The organism is Rhizobium sp. A22-96 (assembly GCF_053521805.1).
This window is the reverse complement of sequence record NZ_JBNWDQ010000006.1, coordinates 266,591-288,028: the sequence shown is the minus strand read 5'-3', so window position 1 is coordinate 288,028 and position 21,438 is coordinate 266,591. Positions and strand designations below refer to the sequence as shown.

General features: G+C 59.7%; 17 protein-coding genes. 12 read left to right on the top strand and 5 right to left on the bottom strand.

Going from position 1 to position 21,438, the window contains the following annotated elements:
• Positions 1-14 precede the first annotated feature (14 nt).
• Entirely contained in the window at positions 15-686 is a 672-nt protein-coding gene (locus ACQZ6F_RS26105; protein WP_449094634.1) for a TetR/AcrR family transcriptional regulator, read from the bottom strand.
• 82 nt (positions 687-768) lie between these two features.
• Between ACQZ6F_RS26105 and ACQZ6F_RS26100 the strand changes: the two genes are divergently transcribed.
• Together ACQZ6F_RS26100 and ACQZ6F_RS26095 are read left to right on the top strand one after the other, a co-directional pair.
• The gene (locus ACQZ6F_RS26100) at positions 769-1,905 is read left to right on the top strand and encodes an FAD-dependent oxidoreductase (protein ID WP_449094633.1); all 1,137 of its coding nucleotides are present in this window, start codon (positions 769-771) and stop codon (positions 1,903-1,905) included.
• A 166-nt stretch (positions 1,906-2,071) separates the two neighbouring features.
• On the top strand, positions 2,072-3,541 hold the full coding sequence (locus tag ACQZ6F_RS26095; protein WP_449094632.1) for a glucosamine inositolphosphorylceramide transferase family protein: 1,470 nt from the start codon (positions 2,072-2,074) through the stop codon (positions 3,539-3,541).
• On the opposite strand, the gene ACQZ6F_RS26090 is transcribed toward ACQZ6F_RS26095, so the two are convergent.
• Positions 3,494-4,636 carry a glycosyltransferase family 4 protein gene (locus ACQZ6F_RS26090; protein ID WP_449094631.1) on the bottom strand — a complete coding sequence of 381 codons (1,143 nt, stop codon included), beginning with the start codon at positions 4,634-4,636 and terminating at the stop codon, positions 3,494-3,496. The two genes, ACQZ6F_RS26095 and ACQZ6F_RS26090, sit on opposite strands and share 48 nt — an antisense overlap.
• On the bottom strand, positions 4,633-6,045 hold the full coding sequence (locus ACQZ6F_RS26085) for a lipopolysaccharide biosynthesis protein (RefSeq protein ID WP_449094630.1): 1,413 nt from the start codon (positions 6,043-6,045) through the stop codon (positions 4,633-4,635). The genes ACQZ6F_RS26090 and ACQZ6F_RS26085 overlap by 4 nt, the downstream gene beginning before the upstream one ends.
• A 242-nt stretch (positions 6,046-6,287) precedes the next feature.
• Here ACQZ6F_RS26085 and ACQZ6F_RS26080 point away from each other — a divergent pair, with 242 nt between their 5' ends.
• The 4 genes from ACQZ6F_RS26080 (at position 6,288) to ACQZ6F_RS26065 (ending at position 12,203) form a co-directional block, all read left to right on the top strand.
• Positions 6,288-8,450, top strand: a complete 2,163-nt coding sequence (locus ACQZ6F_RS26080) for a GumC family protein (RefSeq protein WP_449094629.1) — start codon at positions 6,288-6,290, stop codon at positions 8,448-8,450.
• Positions 8,447-9,574 (top strand): glycoside hydrolase family 5 protein, encoded by a 1,128-nt coding sequence (locus ACQZ6F_RS26075; protein ID WP_449094628.1) that lies wholly within the window; start codon positions 8,447-8,449, stop codon positions 9,572-9,574. The genes ACQZ6F_RS26080 and ACQZ6F_RS26075 overlap by 4 nt, the downstream gene beginning before the upstream one ends.
• 60 nt (positions 9,575-9,634) lie before the next feature.
• Positions 9,635-11,176, top strand: a complete 1,542-nt coding sequence (locus ACQZ6F_RS26070) for a hypothetical protein (protein WP_449094627.1) — start codon at positions 9,635-9,637, stop codon at positions 11,174-11,176.
• Between the two features lie 277 nt (positions 11,177-11,453).
• On the top strand, positions 11,454-12,203 hold the full coding sequence (locus ACQZ6F_RS26065) for a hypothetical protein (RefSeq protein WP_449094626.1): 750 nt from the start codon (positions 11,454-11,456) through the stop codon (positions 12,201-12,203).
• 34 nt (positions 12,204-12,237) lie between these two features.
• Here the strand turns inward: ACQZ6F_RS26065 and ACQZ6F_RS26060 are convergent, their stop codons facing one another.
• On the bottom strand, positions 12,238-13,461 hold the full coding sequence (locus ACQZ6F_RS26060) for an FAD-dependent oxidoreductase (protein WP_449094625.1): 1,224 nt from the start codon (positions 13,459-13,461) through the stop codon (positions 12,238-12,240).
• Complete coding sequence (locus ACQZ6F_RS26055) at positions 13,458-14,261, bottom strand: WecB/TagA/CpsF family glycosyltransferase (protein ID WP_449094624.1); 804 nt, start codon at positions 14,259-14,261, stop codon at positions 13,458-13,460. Before ACQZ6F_RS26055 ends, ACQZ6F_RS26060 begins: the two co-directional genes overlap by 4 nt.
• 733 nt (positions 14,262-14,994) lie before the next feature.
• Between ACQZ6F_RS26055 and ACQZ6F_RS26050 the strand changes: the two genes are divergently transcribed.
• From ACQZ6F_RS26050 to ACQZ6F_RS26025, 6 genes are all read left to right on the top strand, one after another.
• On the top strand, positions 14,995-16,041 hold the full coding sequence (locus tag ACQZ6F_RS26050) for a LacI family DNA-binding transcriptional regulator (protein ID WP_449094623.1): 1,047 nt from the start codon (positions 14,995-14,997) through the stop codon (positions 16,039-16,041).
• An 83-nt stretch (positions 16,042-16,124) separates the two neighbouring features.
• On the top strand, positions 16,125-17,732 hold the full coding sequence (locus tag ACQZ6F_RS26045; RefSeq protein ID WP_449094622.1) for an ABC transporter substrate-binding protein: 1,608 nt from the start codon (positions 16,125-16,127) through the stop codon (positions 17,730-17,732).
• 11 nt (positions 17,733-17,743) lie between these two features.
• Positions 17,744-18,712: an ABC transporter ATP-binding protein gene (locus tag ACQZ6F_RS26040; RefSeq protein ID WP_449094621.1), complete on the top strand. Its 969-nt coding sequence runs from the start codon at positions 17,744-17,746 to the stop codon at positions 18,710-18,712.
• On the top strand, positions 18,702-19,571 hold the full coding sequence (locus tag ACQZ6F_RS26035) for an ABC transporter ATP-binding protein (RefSeq protein ID WP_449094620.1): 870 nt from the start codon (positions 18,702-18,704) through the stop codon (positions 19,569-19,571). The genes ACQZ6F_RS26040 and ACQZ6F_RS26035 overlap by 11 nt, the downstream gene beginning before the upstream one ends.
• 11 nt (positions 19,572-19,582) lie before the next feature.
• Positions 19,583-20,509, top strand: a complete 927-nt coding sequence (locus ACQZ6F_RS26030; protein WP_449094619.1) for an ABC transporter permease — start codon at positions 19,583-19,585, stop codon at positions 20,507-20,509.
• Positions 20,510-20,533: 24 nt separating this feature from the next.
• Complete coding sequence (locus ACQZ6F_RS26025; RefSeq protein WP_449094618.1) at positions 20,534-21,421, top strand: ABC transporter permease; 888 nt, start codon at positions 20,534-20,536, stop codon at positions 21,419-21,421.
• Positions 21,422-21,438 lie beyond the last annotated feature (17 nt).

Genomic DNA, 21,438 nt, shown 5'->3' with positions numbered 1-21,438 from the left:
CCCTCCAGGCCGGGCTATCGTGTACTTTCGATGCCGACCAGGATGAGGTTGATGCCGGCAAGAAACTGCTCTTGATCGTCATGCTCGGGTATCTGCGCCGCCACCTGATGCACGAATGGATATTCTGCGGGATCGTGCTGTGTCCATCGCGCGGCGATGCTTGCCAGAAATGCCGAGCGATCCACCTCGCGCGGAAGAAGGCGGGCGTTCGCGGCATTCTGGCCGGCGACGCCGAGGATGTAGTTCAGAAGCACAGAGGCGGCGTCGAACTGCGCCTGTTCGGGAACACCGAGCGCCCGGAGCCGGCCGCCAATGCCTTCGAAGATCTGCAGCATCGCCGTCTGCCACGGCTCTCGGGAGAGCTGGGTGCCGACCCAGGGGTGGATGTCGATGACATTGAACACGCCAAGGGCGATGGCGCGGATCCCCTCCCGCGGGTCGGCATCATTGACGCTCGCACCTAAAGTCCGGGCGATGATATGATTGGCTGCTGCCGTCAGCAGTTCATTCTTGTCGGCAACGTGCCAATAGATCGCCCCGCTTCCTGTCGCCAGGCGCGCGGCAAGTGCACGGAAGGTCAAGGCGTTCTCACCATCCGTATCGAGGATTTCGATCGCAGCCTCGACGATCCGCTCTTTCGAGAGTGCGTCGGTACGCCGTTCGGTCCTTTGGTTTTTTGTCCGCATGAGTCTAATCCTGACATAATTGGAACAATGTTCCAATCCATATCTATGGAACGTTGTTCCAAAAGATCAGAAAGACAATCCAATGACGATATCAGTGACAATTGTCGGCGCGGGCCTGGGTGGCCTCGTTCTCGCACGCGTCCTGCATATTCATGGCATTCCCGTAACGATCTACGAGGCGGAGCCTTCGGCCGAGGCTCGCACGCAGGGAGGCCAACTCGATATCCACGAGCACAACGGGCAGCTTGCGCTCGACGCGGCCGGCCTCACCCAGGAGTTCCGCGCGATCATCCACGAGGGCGCCCAGGCGACGCGGGTGCTCGACCAGCACGGGAAATTGTTGTTCGAGGAGGCTGATGACGGCACGGGTGGACGTCCCGAAGTGCTTCGCGGCGATCTGCGAAGGATTCTCCTTGAATCCTTGCCCGCGGAAACCATCCAATGGGGCAAGAAACTTGCAAGCGTGGCGACCTTAGGCGGAGGGCAGTACGAGCTGGCATTCGCGGATGGCTCAACGGTTAAGACCGAGTTCCTCGTCGGTGCGGACGGCGCATGGTCGAAGGTGCGGCCGCTGCTATCGGACGCCAAACCAAACTATGCCGGCCCGACATTCTTCGAAACCTATCTCTACGACGCCGACGAGCGGCATCCTGCGGCCGCTGAAGCGGTTGGCAGTGGGGCGCTGTTTGTTGCCTCGCCGGGAAAGGGGATCTTCGCGCATCGTGAGGCGGGGGGAGTTCTTCACACCTATGTCCAGCTCAGCCGCCCTGTCGAATGGGTTGCCAGCATCGATCTTACCGATAGTGCCGCCGCTGCTCGCATTGCTGCCGAGTTCGAGGGTTGGGCGCCGGAGCTGATCGCGCTGATCACCGATGGCGACACGCCGCTGGTTCCGCGCATGATCTACACGCTCCCAGACGCGCATCGATGGGACCGCATACCCGGCGTGACGCTTCTCGGGGATGCCGCGCATCTGATGCCGCCGTCCGGTGAGGGTGCTAACCTGGCGATGTTCGACGGTGCTGAGCTCGGAAAGGCAATCGTTTCGCATCCCGACGACATCGAGGCGGCACTTGCTGTCTACGAGGCCGGCATGTTCCCGCGCAGTGGTTCGGAAGCGGTGGATGCCCACCTGATCCTCGATCTTTGTCTCGGAGCGCGTGCACCCTTCGGGCTTGTCGAGTTCTTCAACAGCGGCTTCAAGGGAGAGCATGAATGACACGATCTTTGGGACGCGCCGCAATTTTGCGATTGAAGCCATGAGGATTGAAGTGCCGTCCATGCAATACAACCTTGGAGTAACCCGAAAGTAAGCTTTCTCCACCAAGCTACGGCTCATCTGGCCCGTGGAGGCCCGCGTGAGGCAGCCACGGACGGGAAGCGCCATGCCATCCATCGACATCATCGTCCCACAATCTGCTCCTCGCCTCTGGCAGGAAATCGCCATCAGGCGGCTGCGGGCTGACGGATATGATGTCGCGGTTTTGCATGCGACGGGATCGGCGGGCTGCCCGGCCATGGTCAATGCCATCCTCGCCCTTGAGCGGCGCGTCTTTCGCCGCACCATCCCTGGTCTCGCAACTCCCGTGTCGGCGATACCAGCGAGTCCCCGCAGGGGCTCGGCGGCGTTAAGGCTGGATCTTGTCGGCAATGCCCCACCTTCGGATATTCCCACGATCGCGCTCAGGTTCGACAACTCTCCTTTCGATGTCTCGACTATACAAGCGGTAGCGGCAGGCAGATTGCCTGTCATCGAGGCGGTGCTTGATGGCAAGACCGTCGTCGGTCGGGCCTGGCCGATGATCGACAGGCGGGAGTCGGTAGCGCTCGGCATCGAGGACGTGCTTGCCCGGGCCATCACTCTCATTGTTTCGACAGTTCGAGCCTTTACCGAGAGCCGGTTGGCCATCGGCGAGCCGTTGTCAGAGGCGCCCAGCAAGGACAGCCTCACGGCAGTTGGATTTGCGTCTGCCTATTTGGCGGGATCACTGCCCCGGCTTGGCCGCGAGGCCATACGGCGAACGCGTTTCCGTCATGCGCACTGGCGCGTCGGTTATCGCTTTATAGATGCGCCGGGTGTCGCTGCGACATGCACCCTTGGCGACGGTTGGTCCGTCCTGCCGGATGAGGGCGACCATTTCTACGCAGACCCCTTCGCCTTCCAATGGCAAGGCCGGGACTTCCTGTTTGTCGAAGACTATCCGCACGCAACCGGAAAGGCCGTCATATCTGTCGTGCCATTCGATGTGGATGGGACGCCTCAGGCGCCGCGATGCGTCATGGAGGAGCCGCATCATCTCTCTTATCCGCAGGTATTCGAGCGCGACGGCTCGATCTGGATGCTTCCAGAGGCAAGCGCGAGCGGGAAGCTTACATTATACCGCTCGGTCGAATTTCCGGATCGCTGGGTCGCCGAGGCCGTGCTCATCGAGGGCGAAATCTCCGATGCGACATTGCTCGACTATGGCGGGCGGCTTTGGTTGTTTGCGACGAACCGCGATGGCTATGGCAGTACGTCCGATACTCTGGTGGTTTTCCATGCCCCAAGCCTTGCCGGCCCCTGGACGCCGCATCCGCTCAACCCCATCCTCATCGACCGTCGCATGGCGCGCCCGGGTGGCGCCTTCATCCGTTGTGAGAACGATCGCATCTTCCTGCCGGTGCAGGATGGAACGCTTGGCTACGGCGGCGGGCTCGGTCTCTCCGAGCTGCTGGAATTGAACGATCAGACGGTCCGGCTGTCGCCGCCGCAACCGATCACGGCTGAGGGCGATTGGCCCTATCCGAAGATCCATACACTCAATCGCTCAGGCCGATTGGAAGTGATCGACGGGATTGCAGCCGTGCGGAAATGATTGCGGCGAGAGGAGCGCCTCGTAGCCCGCGCACATTCTTGCCGGCGAATATTGTTCCTTGAGCCGCTGTCCGGCCGCCGCGAGGCGGGCTGCAAGCTCTGGCTCGGCTATAAGCTCAGCGAGCCCCTTTGCGATGCCTGATGCATTGGCGTCGACGAAGAGTGCTGCCGCGTCGCCTTCCTCCGTCGTCAGCACTTCCTGCATGACCGGCAAGTTGCTCGTCACAACGGGCAGGCCGGAGATGGCAGCTTCGACTGCGGCCAGGCCAAAAGTCTCGGTTGTCGAGGCAAAGGCGTATGCATCGCCTGTGGCGAGGAACTCGAAAATGCGCGTCGGCGGAACCTCGCCGATCAGATGGAGCCTGTCCTTCACGCCGTGGCTTTTGGCAAAGGCGACAATCGCGTCCCATTCGGGTCCGGTGCCGGCAATCGCCATGTGAATTTCGGGCAGATGAACGAGCGCTCCGATGAGGGCGATCTGGTTTTTCGACGGTGCCATTCGGCCGGACGAGACGGCAAGCCATGCTTCCGGCGGCAGGCCGAAAGCGGCCCGCGCCGCTGCCTTGTCGATTGCCTGCGATGGTGCGGAAACGCCGTGGTCGATCCGTAGCGTACGGCGCTGGTAGGCTTGCGGGAAGGTGTCGAATTGTGCCCGCGTCCAACCGGAGTTGACGACGTTTGCATGGTAGGCGCCGAGGGCACCCATCAGCTTGTCGATCTGTGTGAGAATGCCTCTCACGCCTCGTGTCTGCGGTGCCCCGCTCTGGTTCGCGATGATCAGCTTCGCGCCGGCCAGACGTGCGCCGATGGTGCCAAAGATATTGCCGTAGTGCTGGAAGGTGATGACCGCGTCCGGTCGTGCGGCGCGCAGATAGCGCGCAAGTCCGATGGCCGCCCTGATTTGTCCAAAGAGGCCTCGCGGTGGCTCGGCGAGGATGAAATCCGCATGGGGGTCGCGGTCGTAAACGTCCGTCTTCCTGTACATGAACACGGTGCGTATCTCGTGGCCGCGAGCGCGCAGCCCTTCACCCACCATGTCCGATATGCGTTGAGCGCCGCCTGCTTCCGCCTGTGTCTGCACCTGGACGATTTTCATGAGCGGCCTTTCAGGAAGGAACGGGCGGCAAGTGCGTCTTCACCGCCGAAAAAGCCCAGGATCGAGGGATTGATGCCTATGCTGCGCCGCGCGATGAAAACGGCCGTCACGCACCAGACAATGATGGTGCCGGAGATGCTCAACGCCGCTCCGATAGGGCCGAGCAAATAGGTTAGCGCCGCCGTCGCGCAGAGCCCGAGGACATTGACGATAACGAGCAGCTTGAAAAGCGCATGCTGCAGGCCCGTCAGTTGCATCAGGATTTCAGTCGGGCCGCAGGCGGTTCCAACCGTGGCACCGATACCGAAGATGATCAGCGTTATCTGCATGGTCGGCGTGGCATAGGCGGGATTGAAGACCGAGAGGATCAGGTCTCCGAAGAATACAAATACCATCAGCACCGACAAAGCGATGACAAAGCCGGCGAAGGCGGCAAGGCTGGTGATGCGCTGCACATGCGGCCTGTCGCCACTATGAAACGCGCCGGAGATCTGCGGAGCCAGTGCCTGGTTGATGCCGTTGAGGGCCAGGACCACAAGCCGCATGGTCCGGTCTGCGACAAAGATCGCTCCGGCGGCCTCCGGACCGAGGATTGCAGCTACAAGCAGGGTACTTGCCTGGCTCAAGGCAGGCGGCAGCGCGGTGACGCCCCAGAGGCCGAGGGTTACGGTCTTGAATTCCCGCCTCTGTTCCCGGGTGAGCGGGCCGCGCTTCGCGCGGATCGTGTCGCGAAACAAGACCAGTGTTTGCGGGGCGATGCAGAGAAGCAGCAGGCCTGCGGTCAGATAGGTCGCTGTCACCGCACTCATTTTGATCTGCAGGAAGTGGGCGAGGATGAAGATCGGGATCGCTACTGCTCGCCAGATCACGTCGCGCGGAAGCAGGGCGAATATGAGCGCGTTTTTGGCACGGAGCGCACAAGCGACGAATTCGGACCAGCCGAGCGCGAAAGCAAGCACTGTCGTTGCGATACAGATCGATAGCCACTCGGGTGTTTGCGCACCCGCAAGTGGTAGAAATCCGATAACAGCAATGAGCAGGCTGAAGCTAGCGAGCCCGGCGAGCGCGACGAGGACGGAGCGCGCCATCATGCCGTTGGCCGAATTGAGGTCGTTATTTCCCGCATATTGGGGCCAAAAGCGCAGGACCGCACTTTGCTGGCCGACGATGGAAAAGAACGAGGTCAGGCTCGCTCCGGCATAGGCAGCGCTGTAAAGGCCGAACTGTCGCTCATCGGTGGTCATGGCCACCGTTACGAACATCAGGAAAGATAGGCCTGCACTGGCAAGCTTAATCACGCTTGCCACAGCTCCGCTTCTCGCAAGTGCGCCTATAGATTGGCGCAGATTGTTCGCGGGGGGGGATATTTCGGCCGATATAGTATTGTGACTACTTACTTTGTCACTCAACGTCGTAATCCTGCACTGATTAATTCGGGCTCTACGGCCGATAAGTCTTAAAATAAGATGTATCTCTAATATCTTAAGTTCTCATGGTGGCGCCAGCGCGAACTGGTAACATGGTTACTTGCGATGTCTCATCTCGATCACACGCACCGGTATAAATTCAACGGATGATTAACATTATTCACTAATACTGAATTTAACCATCCGGGACGAGCCGAGGACCCGCGGCAGCGGAGCAACACAGAATGAAGCCGTTTAGCATTGACGAACGCACGCTGCCGCCGCTGCTCGACGTCGGTGCCGTATGGACGATCCTTTGGCAGCGCCGTTTGACGGTGCTGGCAAGCGTCATCGTCGTGCTGCTGCTGACGGTCGCCTATCTTGCCGCCGCCAAGCCGAGCTACACGGCGACGGCCTCGATCATGATCGATCCACGCGATTCACATGCCACGAATTTGAACAGCGTTCTCCCCAATATCGGCAGCGACAGCGCTGCTATTGCGAGCCAGGTCTACGTCATTGAATCGCGCGACCTGCTGATAAAGGTCTTCGAAAGCGAAGGCATCGAGAACGATCCCGAATTCTCGAGCGGCGGTTTGCTCTCGCTTGTCGGTCTGGGTAAACGCCCGACGACGGATGAGATCTTCAAGCGGTTCCAGCGCGGCGTGACCGTCGAACGCGCGGGACTTACCTATGTCATCGATGTCAGCTTTGTATCCCGCTATCCTGACAAGGCGGCGCGGATCGCCAATGCGATCGTCAATCGATACAGGACCGGCCTTTCGGGAGATCGGGAAACCGCCAACAGCGATGTGAATTCGCTGCTTGCCGACAAGATCAGCGGCCTTCAGAAAAATGTCAGCGACGCGGAACGCGAGGTTGGGGATTTCAAGGTCACCCATAAGATACTCGATGCGTCCGCTGGCGGCACCCTGCAATCGCAGATCGATCGGGTCACCGAGCAATTGAGCGGGGCGCGAAGCGACGCCGATCAGGCCAAGGATAAATATGCCCAGGCGGTTGCCGCCGGCACGTCGCCCGCCGGCCTTGCCAAGCTTTCGGAAATCCTCTCCTCCGAAGCCACGGTGAAACTGCGCGAAAACTACAATCAGCGCGCGGCGGATCTTGCCAATTACGAAGCCACCTACCAATCGCGTCATCCTATCATCAGAAGGCTTCGATCGGAGCTTGATGGAATGCAGGGCCTCATGGCCGTGGAAGCCCAGCGAATCACGCAGGAGTTGAAGGCGAAATCCGATCTGGCGGCACAGAACGTCGTCACCCTTGAGATCAAGCTCGATGCCCTGCGTCAGCAGCTTGAAAACTCGGATGTCGCGCAGGTGCAGTTGCGGCGTTTCGAGGCGAGGGCTCAGGCAGCCCGAACAGTGCTCGATGATTTTCTGAAGCGCGCGGAGGAGACCTCGCAGATGCAGGGCCTCCAGCTACAGGAGGCACGGGTGATAAGCTCTGCGTCGCCGCCCGTACAGCCGACGTGGCCGAAACCATTGCTGCTACTGCCGGTGAGCGCCCTGCTGGGCCTGATCCTGGGATGCGGCCTTGCCATGTTGCGCGGCCCCGTCGGTCAACGGGAAAATGACCCGACAACACCCATACGCAACAGTCTGGAGGGGGTGGAGCCCCACAAGGATAGTGTGCTTGATGTGGTGCGGTCGGAGCCCGTCCCCGTCAATCTTGGAGAATATCGTTTGCCGGGCGTTGCAGGCTCGGGGGCATATTCGAGCATCCGGGCGATGCGGAGACGCTTTTTTCAAGCCGGGAACGAAGCCTTTTCGCGTGATGTTCTGCAACTCATGCGGCGCATCATTCTTCACCTGAAAGAGCACCCGAAACCCTATGTGCTGCTGGTATCCTCGCTGCACACGCCTCTTGCCGCAAGACTTGCCGGCGCCATGGTCGGCATTGGCCTTCAACAGGCCGAGCAGAGCGTGCTTGTGGTTGAATTTGGCAGCCAGCCGGGACTGGAAGCACCGAGGCGAAGCGCTAATAGTGTCTTCGTCAGCGGCGCGAGCGGCCTTCGAACAATCGTTTACAACAAGGCTGCCCAGAGAGAGCAGATGGCGGAAACTCGCCTTACCATCGATGACATATTGGCTGACGCGGGTTCCTTCGATTTCGTCCTTCTGATGGCTCCGTCACTCGTCGATAGCGACTGGCAGCCAACGCTTTTTGCCGAGGCAGACCTCATGCTTTTCGCGCTCAGCCCATCGGAGGAGATGTCCGAGGCTGCCAATATGCTTCGGCAGCGCCTCGATACCGATCAGATCGGCCGCAGTGCGACGCTGGTGATCGCGCCAACGCCGGTGGACGCCGCCGAAGGATCGGTGGTGCATCCCATTCGGCCAACCGACGACGGAAATCGGAGCGGCAGGATTGCTGCGAGACGATGAGCGTATCGACCAGGCTATCGTCGATGATGATGTCACGCCGGGGCGCTCTCACGTTGGCAGGCGGCTCCATCGTGGCGGTTCTTTCCGGTCCCGTGCGAGCTGCGAACAAACGTCCGGTGCCGTCACGCGGGTTCAATCTGCCGGGCTGGCTCGATAGCAGCGATGGTATCGCTCCGAGTGATGCGGTGCTTGAAGAGCTTCGCCGTCTCGGCTTCGAGACGATCCGCCTGCCCATCAACGGCGATCTCATCTCGACGGGCGATGCGGCAGCACTTCGCCGTATCCGCGATGGCGTGACGGCACTCGTGCGGCACGGTTTCGCTGTCATTGTCGATATGCACCCTTCGGAAAGTCTTCACACCGCCTTGCGTCTCGATTTCGATACGGGAGCAGCGAGGGTGGCGCAGGCATGGACGGCTCTCCGCACCGTCGTCGCCGACCTGCCGCCTGCTTCGGTCTACCCGGAACTGTTGAACGAGCCGCCCATGGAAAGCGAGGCGTGGCTTGGATTGCGCGACCGGCTGGCCGAAATTGTCCGATCCGGCTGTCCGCTTCACACGCTGATGTGGGGACCGTCGCCTTCGCAGGGCATTTGGGAGATCGGCGAGACGCCGCCGCTTGCCGACGACAACCAGATTGCCGCAGTTCACTTTTACGCGCCGACGGCTTTCACACATCAGTGCGAAACTTGGGATTCATCGCCGCTTGCGCGGATTTCGAATCTGCCCTTTCCGGCAACGAAGGAAACGCCGAGCGTAGTCGAGCGTATCAATGCGTTGCGCGCAGCCGGGGACGAACAGGCAGCGGCCTTGATCGAGGAGCAATTGTCGACGCCGTGGACGGATGCGGCAATCGCAGCTGAATTCGCACGGCTCAAGCATTGGTCGGAAACCTATGACTGCCCGGTGATCATGAACGAATTTGGCGTGCTGAATTTCTGCGTCGATGCTGAAAGCCGGATATCCTGGGTCCGTTCTGTGCGCCGGGCGGCGGAAGCAAACCAGGTCGGTTGGGTCTATTGGGAGCTCGATCAGGGTTTTGGCTTCATCAAGAGCCGGAGCAGCACGCAGGGTTTCGATTCCTTGATGCTCGCCGCAATGTTCGGAGGCGATGGCGGTGGCTGAGATGCGAAAGGGATCCGACCTTGCCGGACCGCAGCCGGCGTGGATTGATGGAGGCCTGCGATGAGCATCACGGGCGGCCATGCCGGCTTCAATCCGGCAGCGCAGAACTCACTGCGCTCCGATGCCGTGTTTCATCTGTTTATCGCAATTCTTTCGGTCATCGCGTCCGTTTCCGCCTTTGCAGTCTGGACACCGTTCGGGGTTGCGGCGACGTTTCTTCTGACATTGGTTCTGTCAATCGCGCTTCCGGGCTGTATTCCCACCGTTATCGCCTGCTCGTTCCTATATCAGAACCTTGTGGTCGCGTGGTTCACGCCTTTCGTTCCAGATCACAATACGTTCGATGCCCTGCGTGGGGCCAACTTCGTCATTCTGATGGCTGCCTTCGGCATGTTCTTCATCGCTTCATTCCAGTATCGCGTGCGTGCCTTGACCGAATTGCGTCCATGGCTGCTGTTCAGTTTCGCGCTGTGCGGAACGGTTTGCTTCTACTTCGCGCTTGGAGCGATTCACGGAGGCCCCAAAGACGCGGTCATCTATTTCCGCAATACGATCACGCCGATTGCCTGCTTTCACATCGCAATCCTGGCCGCGAGCCTTTATCCTGTCGACTTGCGCAAGGCGATCTTCTGGCTCTGCGTCGGCGCGATCGCCTATGGCTATCTGGAACAGATTTTCAGGATGGATTTCCTCAGCCTGTTCCATGGCGATCTCTATATCCAGCGTGGCCTCAAAGCGCAGATCGAAGCGGGTGTTTGGGAGAAGCGGCTCCGGGAAACGGGCTTCGTGCTCCGCGGCCTCGAAGATACGATGATGACGACCTTCTTCAACATCAAGCTCCTGAGCGATCTGTTTCCACCGATCTTCCGCAACGGCGGTCCGAACTTTCACCCGATCAGCTATGCCTATGGTTTGAGTATCATGGCCACCTGGCTCCTGTTCAGGGGACGTTGGCTGTTGCCGATCGCTGCGATCCCGCTGCTTCTGGTGATCGGTTCCAAGGGCGCCACATTCATGTTGATCGTCGCGCTTGGCGCGCGGGTGATGTTTCGCCCATCCAGGGCAGAGCTGACGCTCCTGGCGGTGGTCGTATTGTCCGGGGTGTGGACGGTCGCGGCTATCGCCTTTGGTGCGACGCATGGCGACTACCATGTTCTCGGCCTGATCGCCGGCGTTCGCGAATTTCTCCACAATCCCCTTGGGCAGGGATTGGGCATTGGCGGCAATCTGTCCAGCACCAGTCTCAATCTTGATTGGGACCGGGCGCAGGGGGAGGGCGTGGCTTCGGTTCCGGTCGAAAGCGCCGTCGGCGTGATGCTCTACCAGATGGGAGTGGGCAGTTTCGTTTTCTTCGGCTTTCTGATCGCGCTTGCCGCGGCGGCGCGCAAGCAGCTCATCGCGACAGGCGATCCCGATTTTCTCTTTGCCTTCGTCACCATCGTCACGATCACCTCCAATGCCGTATTGCAGGAGGAGGCATTCTTCTCGCCTCTTGCCCTCGGCTTCTGCCTTCTGCTGGTCGGTGTCTCGTTCGGTACGCGATGGCGCGCAGTCGCAATGGCGAGAGGCCTGTTCCTGCAACGAAAGGCTGCCGACATATAGTCGCGTACACGTAAACGACGGTAAGTTTAGAAGGTTCTTTTGTAAGTATTCGCAACAAATATTTGTTAATGATGATGTAGTAATGTCTTTGGAAGAATGAAACATTGACCACCATATCGGTAATATTCCGGAGTTAATCGTGGCTGTTTTAGGTGCATACCCCCCCGGACTTACTTGCCGGCCGATTGAAGACAGCGATTGGGACGGCATCATCGATTGCCTTGGCAGGAATTTTCCGACGCGCTCCCGAAGCTATTGGGAGCGGGCCATCGTCCGCATGGAGAAAAGACCTATCGTGCCGGATCTCCCGAAATACGGCTTCGTGCTGGATATGTCGGGGCGGATTGTCGGCGTCCTGCTGGCGCTTTATTTCCGCCATGAGGGACAGGAGGGCGAGGAAGAAATTCGCTGCAATCTCTCAAGCTGGTCCGTCGATCCGGAATACCGCGCCTTCGCCGGCAAAATGGTGATCGCGGTACTGAGAAAAAAGAACGTCATTTATTTCAATGTTTCGCCGGCACCCGGAACAGAGAAGGTCAACGAGGCGCTCGGTTTCCGGCGGTACTCGGAAGGCCAGCTTGCCTTCCTGCCCATTCTGAGTTCGGTACGGCATCCCTATCGCGTGCTGGGGGCCCGTTCCGATCTTCCGGAAATGTCGATGCTTTCCGAAGGCGATAGAGACATTCTTCTGAAGCATGCGGCCCTCGACTGCCGTTCACTGATCTGTGTCGGCGAGGGCAAGGCCTTCCCCTTCGTGTTCAAGACGCGTCGGATCTTCCATAGCATTGTTCCGTGCTCCCAGGTCATCTACTGCCGTTCGCTGGACGAGTTGAGCCAGTGCGCCGGTGTGCTGGGCCGCTACCTGCTACGCAAGGGCATGTTGCTCGCAATCGTAGACGCCAACGCACCGGTGCCCGGTCTGACAGGCCGATATTTCGCGGGCAGCGGCGCGAAATACTTCAGGGGCCCGAAACCGCCGCCGCTCGGAGACCTGACATTTACAGAGCTCGTCATATTCGGCTCCTGACGGTACAGCGAAACTAATCCAGGCAATCTTGCCTCTACAGCGCCGGCGATCGCGTGGTGAGTTTGGGGTGGCTACCCGCAAGGTGGTGCAGCCTTGCCGCAAGGGCGGGGCTCAGGCTTTCGATTGCATGGACCAGGCGGCGTCGAGCGAAATGGAATTGCCGGCGCATTTGCCAGCTAAAATCGGTGTTGGTCGCAAGGTTGCGGCGATGATCGGCCAGTTCCAGCGCAAGAGTATCGATGTCGAGCTTTTCAGGATCATCGTAGTAGGCCGTGATCTTTGCGCGATCGATAGAGGCTTCGCTCATCCATTGTGGAATGTAGGCCGTGCACAGACGTTCCACATCCGTCAGTAGCCGACTGACGCCAGCGCCGCTCGCCGGGCAGGAGGTCTGATAGGCGTCTCCAATCAGGACGACGCCATCCTGCCGGCAGTTCTCCGCGATGGTCATGTCGGTAAGCCAACTGTCGATGCGGCCGACAATCTCGAAATCACCGAAGACTTCGACAAGAGACGGGAAGGCGGCGGCAAGAGCGTCCTTCGGATGTTCGTGCAACGACTTCACCCAGGGATCTCGCGGACTGCGGAAGGCGAAGAGGTTAGCCCTGGTCGTGCCTGGAACGGGAAAGAGATTGAGATGATCGATGCCATCCGAAGCGGCGTGATAGGTAAGGGCGGCATGACGAAAGCTTTTTGCGCCGACAGGGCGAAGATTGAAGCCGAGTGCCAGCGACCGCTTTTCACTGATAGACCGGTGCGAGATACCAAGGTCTCGGTGCAGAATGTCACCCATCCCGGTGGCAAGAACGAGAAGCCGCGCCGTAATCTCGTCCTGGCCGAGGATCACGATGCGTTGGCTGCTTGCGCTGGTCTGTACGCGACTGACCTGGCCGACGACGAAGTTCACCGTTTCCGGCAACGTGGCCCGCATCGCCGAGACGAGCTTGTTGTAGAAAAATCCATAATGCCAGCCATAGGTCCGATCCAGCATCCGCCCCTTGTGCATGTTGATCACTTCGTCGAAGGCCGTGGCTGAAGCCGAGAGGGGGCCGAGGAGGCGAAGCCGGTGGAGTTGTTCGATCTGGTCCCCGCTTATCCTCTCCACGCGGAATTCCTGCGGGACGATGCGATGGCGATCGATCAGCGTAACGCGATAGCCGGCCCGGCCCAGTATACAGGCGGCGATGGTTCCGGACAGTCCTCCACCGACGATGGCTATGTCTGTGTCCGTTTCGACAGGGGATCGTTTGGTCGTCATTTCGAATACCTCAGGATCGCGTAGATGGCGTAGGGATTGGTTGTGAGGTACCGCCAGAAAAGCCTGCGCGGCTCCATCATTGTGCGCCAGAGCCATTCGAAGCCGGCCTTCTGAACCCAAAGCGGCGCTCGCTTGGTCTTCTTGGCCAGATGGTCGAAAAGCCCGCCCGATGTCTTTATGATGCCGACATTTCCGAGCCGTGCGGCAAAGTCGTGCACGAAGATCTGTTCGCGCGGAACGCCGAGGCCGAGCCAAAGGATGTCGGGCGCAAGCGCATTGATTTCATCAAGCTTCTTTTCCAATGCTTCTCCTGAAAGATAGCCATGGCAGTGGCCGACGATACGCAGGTTCGGGTGATTCGCCTGCGTAACAGCCACGGCCTTGTGGTTTTCCGTCTCGGTCGAGCCCAGGAGGTAAAAAGAAATGCCTTCTTTCTCGGCAAGCCCGGCCACGTCTTCATAGAGATCCGTTGTCGCCACACGCTCGGGGAGCCTCACCCTGCATAGCCACCGCGAAGCCATGACAAGCGGCTGGCCGTCGGCCAGAATCTGATCGGCTTCGTGAAAAAGCTTGGCAATCTTCGCGTCGGCATGAACGCGCGCGACAACCTCGCCATTGGCCGAGGTGAAGTAGTAGGGACGGCTATCGCGACGACGCTTTCGCGCAACCTCGATCATGAGAGATGCCGCACTGCGCCGATCGACCACGGTGATGGGCAGGCCACCTATCAGCACGCTTGGAAGGGGAGCAGCTTCCAGCGGACTGGCTGAACCATGTTCCAGTGCATCAATGAATTGCATTTGGCTTTCCGCATGGGAGGCGCCCCCGGCGGGCATAGAACTGTTTGCGGATGCTTCGCGACCGGCAAGGTAGGGCACCCCACCGCCATCGGTGATTGCGGAGGCAGTCATTGGATTATTTTGAAAGCCTGTATCAATATCGCGCACAATCATTACCCCTTGCTTGAGTAATGGTTAGCTAATATGAGCGTATAAGTTAAGTCGTTTATTAGTATTTAGTTAATGTATAAAGTTCTAACAAAATGATATACCGATATGGTGGCTTTGGCTCGCGTCGCATTAGAACGAGCCCGCAAGATAAGTGTAAATAAAAACATATGCTTGAACGCTATGGAGCTTTGAGTTTCAGACCAATAAAAATGCCGAGCCGGCTCATTGTCGGTTGGCTGCAGAATCTGCGTCGATCAAACCGACTATCAAGGCTACCGCGCAGACCGTACTAAATTTAAACAGTATGAGATATGACCGTGCCCTTGAGTGGCGGCAGGATGAGAAATCATTATCCGCCATTCCGCCTGCCGCTCGTCTGATACAACCAGAATGGCCGCCGTGCGATGGTCGACGGCTCGAGGCGGTCAATGCCTCGTCCTGGTTGATTAAGCAATTCGTTTATTTTCTGCGATGCCGCTGCGGCGGATTTGCGCCTTGACGCAGGCGGTTCAACGGCCGCATTTGTCGTTGCGCCTAGCTTTCGGCATTGTCGTGCCGCGGCGGAACGGTCCCGGCAGAAGATATGAAGACACCGAAAAGAATCGGAATTATCGAGGTCGCACGGCTGGCTGGGGTATCCGCCACAACGGTTTCGCGTGTCCTCAACGGCCAGGTCGATAGTCGCATCAGCGTGGAAACACAGGAGCGCGTCAGAGCAACGGCGAACAGCGTCGGCTATGTCGTCAACCGGCTGGCGACTTCGCTCAGAACGCACCGGACGGGCGTGTTCGGGGCGATCGTCAACAGTCTTTCGGGTCATTATCAACCGCATCTGACCAGCCGGCTACAGGCGGCGGCCCAGCGCCGAGGTGTGGAACTGCTGGTCGCGCAGGCAAAGGCCGAGGCAGGCGAGGTCGCGGGCCAGCTGCGGCTGTTCCAGGAAGACTTTTTCGACGGCGTGATCATGGTCAGTGATCTCCCCGGTCAACAGGCCCTCTGCGATCATCTCGATCGTATGGGTAAGGCGCATGTGACGCTTGGCGCGGGGTTGACGGGGCCGCTGCCGGCAGTGCTCACCGATGATCGATATGGGATGAACTTGCTGTTCGACCACCTGACTGGACTTGGGCATCGCCGCATCTCTTTCGTCTATCGCATCAGCCGCAATGCGCTGCGCGATCGCCTGGCGATCTTTGAAGAGACGATTGCCGCCAGTCAGGGTTCTATTGCTGGCGATGTCATATCCTTCGAGAGAGGTGAGAGCGATCGCAAGACATTCCTCGGCATCCTGGCCTCGCAGGAGCGACCGACGGCTCTCATCTGTGGCAGCGATGGGCTTGCCATCGAGGTCGTTGCATTCCTGCGTGACAGCGGAATTCGGATTCCTGACGATATCTCTGTTGTCGGTTACGACAATGTGCCCGACACCGCTTATTGGGCACCACCCTTGACGACAGTGGCTCAACCGACGGATCAGCTCTGCGAGGCGTCGCTTGATCTTCTGGTTGAGTTGTCGAATTTGCCATTGGAAGCGCGCGTTGCAAAGCGTCCGATACGCTTCGTGCCGCCTGAACTTGTCATACGTGCGTCATCCAGCTCCCCTAGTTTGCGGCCATTCTCCCTTGCGTAGTTGAAACGGCAGTTTTGAGCGCAAGTGGCTGTTTTTCATTTGCGCAAACGTTTGTGCAACTCATTTATTTGGAGACTGTGCCGATGTCCGATCCCTTGCTCAGCGGCCTGAATATGGCTGTTACCCGCCGCACCACGCTGCTCTTGGGAGCGGCGGCCGGCCTCTCCACTTTCGTGCCGGCGCTCTCTGCCTGGGCCGATAATGGTGAGGACAACAGGCCTGAGCTTCGCATTGCCGTTCAGCAGAATCCGATATCGCAAGAGCCGGTCGATGCAGCCAGCAACGTCGCTTTCCGCAACAATTATTCGATCCACGAGACGGTTCTCGCGCTTGACATGCGTGGCGATTTTTCGGTGAAGCCCAATCTCGGCACGTCCTGGACCTGGGTCTCGCCGACGGTTCTGGAAATGAAGCTGCGTCCGGGCGTGATCTTCCATGATGGTCGCGAAATGACAGCCGAGGATGTCGCCTTCTCGTTCGGCCCTGAGCGGCTTCTGAACAAGGATGCGCCGGGCTACCCCACCTATCGCACCAATTTCACCAGCCTCGATCATGTCGAAGTTGTGGATCCGCTGACCGTTCGCTTCGTCACCAAATTCCAGGATCCGATCTTCCTGCAGCGCCTCGCATCCTATGCCGCTGTCGTCATCAGCAAGGACGCCTGGCAGAAGAACGGCGGCAACTGGACGACCTGGCGCCAGAAGCCTGTCGGCGCCGGCCCCTATAAAGTCGAGAGCTATGCGACCAATGAAAATGTGGTTCTGGCTGCTCACGATCAGGCGTATCGCGGCAAGCCGGCTGCCAAGCGCGTGACGTTGCGCATCGTGCCGGAAGTGTCCTCGCGCATCGCCGGGCTGCTGGCGGGTGACTACGACATCGCCACAGACCTGCCGCCGGATCAGCTTGCGGTCGTCACCGCAAGCACTGGCCATGAGATTGTCGGTGGTCCGGTCCCCAACCATCGCATCCTGTTTTTCGACAAGAACAATCCAGCTCTCAAAGACCCGCGCGTTCGCCAGGCGCTCATCCTTGCCATCGACCGTCAGGCGATCGTCGATACCATCTGGAACGGCCGCACCAGGGTGCCGAACGGCCTGCAGTTCGAACTCTATGGTCCCGTCTATCTCAAGGATTATCCGGCCTACAAATATGATCCGGATCAGGCGATGCAGCTCCTGAAGGATGCAGGTTACAACGGTGAAGAAATCGAAATCCGCTCGCAGAACAATTATTACACGGCGGAAAACCCCGTCACGCAGGCGGTCGTCGCCATGTGGCAGGCCGTTGGCGTCAATGCCAAGATGAAGTTCGTCGAAAGCGGTAAGCTGTTCGAAAATTCCTCGACCCGCGCCACCGGCAATTGGTCAAGCACCGGCCAGATCCCGGACCCCTACATTTCCTTCTTCACCCAGTTCAGCTCAGCCGGGAACCTGAATTCCTTTAAGATCTGGCAGAACGCGGATTTCGATGCTCTCGGCGCGAAGATGGAGCAGGCCGTCGATCCGGCCGATCGCGCCAAGATCTTCCGCGACATGCTCAATCTGATCGAATGGCAGGATCCGGGCGTGACGGTGCTGCATCAGAACGCCGTCTTCTTCGGTATCCGCAAGGGCATCAAGTGGCAGCCGCTGCCGGCATTCCAGATGGATCTTGGCGCGGGTAGCCTTGCCTTCGAAGAGCAGAAGAGCTGAGCTTTCCTGAGATGCTTCCTCCCGTCCTTTCCGTTGACGATCTGAGTGTCACGTTTCAAACGAAGTCGGGTCGATTCCATCCGGTCAACAATGTCTCCTTCGACCTTGCCGCAGGCGAAATCCTTGGCATCGTCGGGGAGAGCGGATCGGGCAAGAGCGTCACCTGTCTTGCCCTTGCCGGCCTGCTTGGTCCGACGGCTCGGGCGACGGGATATATTTCCTTTCAGGACTCCATGTACGACGCGGGCGAGCTTGGCTCGATGGCGCGTGCAAAGCTGCCGCCCATCGGCCTGATCTTTCAGGAGCCGGTCTCCTGTCTCGATCCGGTGCGGACCATAGGCTCTCAGATCACCGAGGCGGCCGTGAGTGCCGGCCTGTCACCGGCCGAAGCTAAGGCCGAGGCGCTGCGGCTTCTGGCCGAGGTGGCCATTCCACAGCCGGAAACGCGTTACAATGCCTATCCCGCGCAATTTTCCGGCGGCATGTGCCAGCGTGTGATGATCGCCATGGCGCTTGCCATGCAGCCTCGGCTGATCATTGCCGATGAGCCGACCACCGCGCTTGACGTCACCGTTCAGGCGCAGGTCGTGGCGCTGCTAGTCAAGGCGGTACGCGAGCGCGGCATCCCGATGATCTTCATCAGCCATGATCTCGATTTCGTCTCCGAGGTCTGCGACCGTATTGCCGTGATGTATGCGGGCTCGCTGGTCGAGATCAACCGGACGGATGATCTCTACGACAATCCGCGCCATCCCTATACACGGCTGCTGCTGGAGGCGATGCCCGGGCGCGGCAGGCCGCTCGAAAAGCTCGCCGATATTCCCGGCGAACTGAAGCTGCACGGCACAGTGCCGCAGGCCTGCGCCTTCGCACCGCGCTGCCCGCGGGTCGAGACCAATTGTGCGACGACGGTGCCGCCGCTGATTGCCGGCAGGGCCTCGCTTGCCTGTTTCAATCCCTGGAGTTCCCATGACGCTTGAAAAGACCGCGCCATCGAGTGGGGAAGGGGTAGATATCGCGCTCGTCGCCCGCAATCTGCACTTTTCCTATTCGCCGGGCTTCTCCCTATGGCCCGGACGAGTTCAGGGATTTCACGCGATCAAGGATATAAGCCTGGAATTGAAACCCGGTGAAACGCTTGGACTGGTCGGGGAATCCGGTTGCGGCAAGTCCACGCTTGCCTCGCTCCTATGCGGCGATCGTGAGCCGACCTCAGGCGAGATCGCGCTATTTGGCACGTCTTTCAAGAGCCTGATGAAACCCAACCGGCGTGGGCTGGCGAAGCATTTGCAGGTGATCTCGCAGGATACGCTGGGCGCGCTTGATCCGCGCCGCAGCGTCGGCCACCAGATGCTGGAGACACTGGCGATCCACGGTATCGGTCATCCGTCGAGCCGGCTTGACCGCGCCGCCGAGACCTTCAAGGCCGTTAGCCTGCCGGTCTCCGCCCTGGAGAAATTTCCGCATCAGCTTTCCGGCGGGCAGCGGCAACGTGTGGCCATTGCCCGCGCTCTGGTCGTCGAGCCGAAGATCCTGCTCTGCGATGAGCCGGTCTCGGCACTCGACGTCTCGGTGCAGGCGCAGGTTCTCAATCTGCTGCTCGATCTTCAGCGTGCCCGCGGCCTGTCGCTGCTCTTCATCAGCCACGATGTGCGCGTCGTCCGCCACGTCTCGCATCGCGTCGCGATCATGGAGGCGGGACAGATTGTCGAAACCGGCCAGACCGAAGACGTCTTTGCAAATCCCGCTCATTCCTACACGGCAAAGCTTCTCTCCGCCGTGCCGCGCGGACGGCGCAGCAAGATGCGACAGGCAACAGCCGTGCTCGAAGCGCTCTGAAGGAACAGGCCATGCTTCAGTCCATCGCGCGCGCTCTGCTCAGGGCCCTCGTCACGCTCTTCCTGGCGATCACCTTCACCTTCATCATTCTGCGCGTCAGCGGCGATCCATTGCATTCGCTGCTGCCCGTCGAGACGCCGCCGGAAGTGGTGGCGCTGATGCGGCAACAATGGGGCCTCGATCAGCCGCTTTATATCCAGTATTTTTCCTATCTCGGCCATCTATTGCGTGGCGATTTCGGTACCTCGCTGCTGAACGGACAGGACGCCCTGACGCTGGTGCTATCCAAGGTGCCGGCGACGCTGGAATTGATGGGTGCAGCTCTTGTTCTGGCTTTCGGCGCCGGCGTGCCTCTCGGCATTCTGGCCGCGCGCAACCGGGGCGGTCTGATCGACCGTTTCGTGATGATGCTGGCGGTGCTGATGCATTCGCTACCGAATTTCCTCATCGCTATCCTCCTCATCCAGCTGTTCGCGGTGTCGTTGCGGCTGCTGCCGAGCGGTGGCGGGTCGACGGTGGCGCATCTGGTCATGCCGGTTCTGGTGATCGGTCTTTACAATGCCGGCATCATTGCTCGTTTCGTCCGTTCGAGCGTGCTTGAGGTGCTGGGGCAGCGCTATATCCTTGCCGCCCGTGCCAAGCGGATCGGCGAACGCGCCGTTCTATGGCAGCATGTCATGCCGAATGCGGCATTGCCGCTTCTGACCATGCTGGGCTTCCTCGTCGGCGGCATGATCGGCGGCGCGGCTGTGGTCGAGACCGTTTATGCATGGCCGGGCGTCGGCCGCTTCCTCGTGTCATCGGTGGCGCAACGCGACCTCAATATTGTGCAGACGATCGTGCTGCTGATCACCGCAACGATGGTCGGCGCCAACCTTCTCATCGATTGCCTCTACATTCTCGCCGATCCGCGCCTGCGGCATCGGGCTTCGGCCTGATCGGCCAATGGAAAGATCATAGCCATGACGAACATAGCGACCGACGCCGACGTGCTCTCGAAGGTCAAGCCTGAGAAAACCCCGCGCCGTCTGCGTCTCGATGTCACGACGGCGCTCTGCGCCATCGTGCTTGTCAGCTTCATTCTTGTGGCGATCTTTGCCAATGTTTTTGCACCCTACCGCTTTGCGCAGATCGATCTTCACGCTCGCAAGGTTCCGCCACTCCTATTCGGCGGCACGTTCAAGCATATCCTGGGCACCGACGAACTCGGCCGTGATATTCTGAGCCGCATCTTCTACGGGTTGCGCACCAGCCTGCTCATCGCGCTCGGCGCTTCGGCGATCAGCCTGGCGCTCGGCACGACGCTCGGGCTGCTTGCCGCCTTTCGCCGCGGCTTTGCCGACATGTTGATCCGGGTGGCGGTAGATTTCCAGGCCTCGATGCCATTCCTGATCATCGCGCTCGCCGTGCTCGCCTTCTTCGGCGACAATCTCTGGCTCTTCATGGGGCTGCTCGGCCTCTACGGCTGGGAGCGCTATGCCCGGCTGGTGCGCACCATGGCCGGCCTGGAGCTGGAGCGCGGCTACGTCGCAGCCTTGAAGCGCAATGGCGCCGGCATGCCGCGAATCGCCTTCCTGCATGTCCTGCCGAATATCCTCTCGGTCGTTCTCGTCAATCTGACCGTGATCCTGCCGGAGATCCTGCTGCAGGAATCGGCGCTGAGCTTCCTCGGGCTTGGTATCCAGCCGCCATTGGTCAGTCTCGGCAGCATGGTGGGCGCGGGGCGCGACTACATCATGACCGAATGGTGGATCTCGATGCTGCCAGGGATCGTAATCTTTCTGCTGTCGCTGTCGATCAGCCTCATCGGTGACTACCTGCGCGACGCCTTCGATCCAACGCTTCACTAGCCCCAAATATCGTTTCG

Bases quoted from the DNA above. Each gene is read 5' to 3' on its own strand.
- ACQZ6F_RS26105 (WP_449094634.1), bottom strand. From the start codon at position 686: ATGCGGACAAAAAACCAAAGGACCGAACGGCGTACCGACGCACTCTCG.
- ACQZ6F_RS26100 (WP_449094633.1), top strand. From the start codon at position 769: ATGACGATATCAGTGACAATTGTCGGCGCGGGCCTGGGTGGCCTCGTT.
- ACQZ6F_RS26095 (WP_449094632.1), top strand. From the start codon at position 2,072: ATGCCATCCATCGACATCATCGTCCCACAATCTGCTCCTCGCCTCTGG.
- ACQZ6F_RS26090 (WP_449094631.1), bottom strand. From the start codon at position 4,636: ATGAAAATCGTCCAGGTGCAGACACAGGCGGAAGCAGGCGGCGCTCAA.
- ACQZ6F_RS26080 (WP_449094629.1), top strand. From the start codon at position 6,288: ATGAAGCCGTTTAGCATTGACGAACGCACGCTGCCGCCGCTGCTCGAC.
- ACQZ6F_RS26075 (WP_449094628.1), top strand. From the start codon at position 8,447: ATGAGCGTATCGACCAGGCTATCGTCGATGATGATGTCACGCCGGGGC.
- ACQZ6F_RS26070 (WP_449094627.1), top strand. From the start codon at position 9,635: ATGAGCATCACGGGCGGCCATGCCGGCTTCAATCCGGCAGCGCAGAAC.
- ACQZ6F_RS26065 (WP_449094626.1), top strand. From the start codon at position 11,454: ATGGAGAAAAGACCTATCGTGCCGGATCTCCCGAAATACGGCTTCGTG.
- ACQZ6F_RS26060 (WP_449094625.1), bottom strand. From the start codon at position 13,461: ATGACGACCAAACGATCCCCTGTCGAAACGGACACAGACATAGCCATC.
- ACQZ6F_RS26055 (WP_449094624.1), bottom strand. From the start codon at position 14,261: ATGCAATTCATTGATGCACTGGAACATGGTTCAGCCAGTCCGCTGGAA.
- ACQZ6F_RS26050 (WP_449094623.1), top strand. From the start codon at position 14,995: ATGAAGACACCGAAAAGAATCGGAATTATCGAGGTCGCACGGCTGGCT.
- ACQZ6F_RS26045 (WP_449094622.1), top strand. From the start codon at position 16,125: ATGTCCGATCCCTTGCTCAGCGGCCTGAATATGGCTGTTACCCGCCGC.
- ACQZ6F_RS26040 (WP_449094621.1), top strand. From the start codon at position 17,744: ATGCTTCCTCCCGTCCTTTCCGTTGACGATCTGAGTGTCACGTTTCAA.
- ACQZ6F_RS26035 (WP_449094620.1), top strand. From the start codon at position 18,702: ATGACGCTTGAAAAGACCGCGCCATCGAGTGGGGAAGGGGTAGATATC.
- ACQZ6F_RS26030 (WP_449094619.1), top strand. From the start codon at position 19,583: ATGCTTCAGTCCATCGCGCGCGCTCTGCTCAGGGCCCTCGTCACGCTC.
- ACQZ6F_RS26025 (WP_449094618.1), top strand. From the start codon at position 20,534: ATGACGAACATAGCGACCGACGCCGACGTGCTCTCGAAGGTCAAGCCT.